At 59.1% G+C, this 2,788-nt stretch carries 3 protein-coding genes; all 3 read right to left on the reverse strand.

Annotated features, from left to right (window positions below):
* Positions 1–516: 516 nt before the first annotated feature.
* Positions 517–933, reverse strand: a complete 417-nt coding sequence (locus C9413_RS30635; RefSeq protein WP_040116330.1) for a DoxX family protein — start codon at positions 931–933, stop codon at positions 517–519.
* A gap of 135 nt (positions 934–1,068) precedes the next feature.
* Complete coding sequence (locus C9413_RS30640; RefSeq protein ID WP_040116741.1) at positions 1,069–2,301, reverse strand: ABC transporter substrate-binding protein; 1,233 nt, start codon at positions 2,299–2,301, stop codon at positions 1,069–1,071.
* 31 nt (positions 2,302–2,332) lie between these two features.
* Positions 2,333–2,788 (reverse strand): branched-chain amino acid ABC transporter permease (locus tag C9413_RS30645; RefSeq protein ID WP_170251366.1); only part of this gene is annotated, 456 nt, incomplete at its 5' end.

Consider the following 2,788-nt stretch of genomic DNA (forward strand, 5'->3'; position numbering starts at 1 on the left):
CCTGTGAGCGCTGGGTTGCTTTTCGTCGCTGCCGTTCTCCTGTCCGCCGTGCTGCTCCCAGCCATCCGCCGGGGCCGCAAGGTAGCGTTCCAAGAAGATTGAATGCAGGTTTCTACCTGTTTGCAGACGAGCCGGCGAAGTTCCAGAACTCGGCGCCGCTGTAGCCGTTAGAATTTACGCTGGTATTCGGCTAAGTCTAACAATGGGACGTCACCAAGCCATGTAGGGAGAGCGATGGGCGACACCGCTCCATCTCCCCTGCCTCAGGTCGTTAGATTGCGTCGCGGATGCGGCGGCGATTTCAGCCAACAGAAAGAGGGAGATGGCTTCTGACGGCCGAAATGAGGCCGGAGGCGCTCTTGGCCAATGGGCCGCTAAACGGCAGCTATCTCAGAACGGGGCCGCGAAGCGCGGGTTCGTAGGTTCTGATCCCATCAGGGCGGGGGGGGCGTGCCAGGCTCGTTTGCGGCTGATCGAACGGAGCCCACGGCTCCTTAGAGACGTGGGCTAAGTCGACTAGGCGCCGGCTCTTTCTCGAAAAGTGGGACGCAGCGCCAGCGCGCCATCGCCGCCGAGAACGACCGCTGCCAGGCCGACGATCCATAAGGCCGGGAATTCCCATCCGCCATTCGGATTGGTGAAGAAAAAGCCAGCTGCGCCGTGAACCGAGACGATCCCACCGAGCAGAATTGGGAGTAGTGCCAACGCGGCAAGCCGCGCATAAAGCCCTACAATAAGGGCGATCCCCCCTGCCATCTCGAGAGTCATCGTCAGATATGCGAGGGCAGGAGGCAGTCCAAGGCTTTCGAAGTATTGCGCTGTTCCGGCAGGCGTGAAGACGAAGATCTTCAGACCTCCATGGGCGAGGAACAGCAAGCCAAGTGCTAGCCGCAATATCAAGAAAGCGTAAGGGGCGGTGCGTTGATCGATCAATGGGATCTCCTGTAGATTGTGAGGGTTGAAGGGACTGCAGCTTCAGAGGACAATTCCACAGCCCGAATGCAGGCAGACCGAAGCAGGGGAAGGGCAGGGCGCCGGTGTAACCGGCACCCACACGGAGCTTAACGGTTACTCGTGTGTATCTCCTTCGAAATCCAGGACGCCGCCGACCGGGACGTATTTCTGCCCATCAAACTGATAGAGCTGAAGTGCCTCGATCGGGTATAAGTCCGATTTCTCTTTGGTCGAAATCTTGATGCCGTCGAAAAGCAACGGGTTCTGCCAACCGTCCATATTTTGGACGACGTTCATCAGTTCCTCCCGAGTCGGTTCTTTAAGCTTTTCAAGCGACTGAATAAGCGCATCACCGATAGCGTAGCCGGTCTGGCCGATGGTGTTGGCGAAGACGAAGTTTACTTTGGCCGCCTTGATGGCATCGAGATAGCGATCGACGCCTTCATCACCGGACTTCTGGTCGCTAATGATCGGCTTCAGAAAGTCCGAGGTGATGATGCCTTTTGCGTTTTCCAGGCCAACGGACTGGAGTACCGGATAGGCAGACGAAAGATTGGTCACCAGGGTCAACGGTTTCCAGCCGCTCTCGGACTGGAAGCGGATGGCCTCGCCGCCCTGGCGAGGAGCGGCGATGACAATCAGCGTATCGGCGCCAGATGCCTTCAGCGTGTTGAGCTGAGTCTCGACTGTCGGATCCTGGGACGTCACGGGTTGACGTTCGAGCACCTTGATCGTCGAATCCTCGATCGCGCGGTCGAAGGCCTTCATGAAGGTTTGGCCCGTTTCCGTATTCAGATACAAAAAGGCGACCTTGGCGTCGGGCTTGTTGTTTTCGAGATACTTGGCGAACGCATCCGCTTCGGTCGAGAACGATGGCACAAAGCCAACCTCCCACTCGGGAGCGTTCAAGGAGACAACCCCGGAATACATGAAGACGTTCGGAACCTTCTTCTGGGTGATGTAACGTCCGATTGCGAGGTTGTTCGGGGTGGCAGCCGTGCCGACCAAGGCGAAGACCTTGTCTTTTTCCACCATCTTGCGGACATTCGCCAATGTGCGCTGCGGATCAAGGCCATCGTCCTCGATGACGAGTTCGATCTTGCGTGTCTTGCCGTCGCCCATCTTGACGCCGCCTTCGGCGTTGCCCTGCTCGATACGCGCCCGAATGCCTTCAGCGACACCCCCGACGACTGCGACCGGACCCGTGAGTGGTCCTGTCACACCAATCTTGATCGTGTCGTCGGTGATGCCTGGCGACGGTTCCGCGGCGCCTGCGTGGGAGGCTGCGAGCAACGCGGCCGCGCCCAGCTGCATCTTACATCCCTTCAGTATAGAGATCAGTCTCATTTCAATTCCTCCCAGTTCGATGGCGGGCATTTCAGCCGGCCGCCCTCCGAAAAATCACCGAAAGCCATTTTTCGATGAAACCAGTCACCCCGTTGCGTGCGACCATCATGATGAGGATCAGCGCGAGGCCGTAAATCAGATTGCCGAGGCTCAGGTTGATGTCGGATGCCCAACTCGGAACGAACACCATGAACAGGCCGCCGACGAAGGCGCCGACGATGCTGGTGACGCCGCCAACAATGCTGCCGATCACGATGTTGATCGACAGGATCGCCAGGAAAGACTCCGGGCTGATGAAGCCGCTGACGATCGCGAACACCCCACCGCCCAGTCCCGCGAGCGCCGAGCTGACCGCGAATGCCCACAGTCGAGCACGCGTCAGGTTCACACCGAGCGCTTGGGCAATCTGAGGGTTGTCGCGCTGCGCCCTGCGAGCGCGGCCGACATCGCCGGGCAGCATTCGGGAGCCAAGCACGGCACCGCCCCC

Origin of the sequence: Rhizobium sp. SEMIA 4085 (assembly GCF_013004495.1) — a bacterium.
Taxonomy (GTDB): Bacteria; Pseudomonadota; Alphaproteobacteria; order Rhizobiales; family Rhizobiaceae; genus Rhizobium; species Rhizobium gallicum.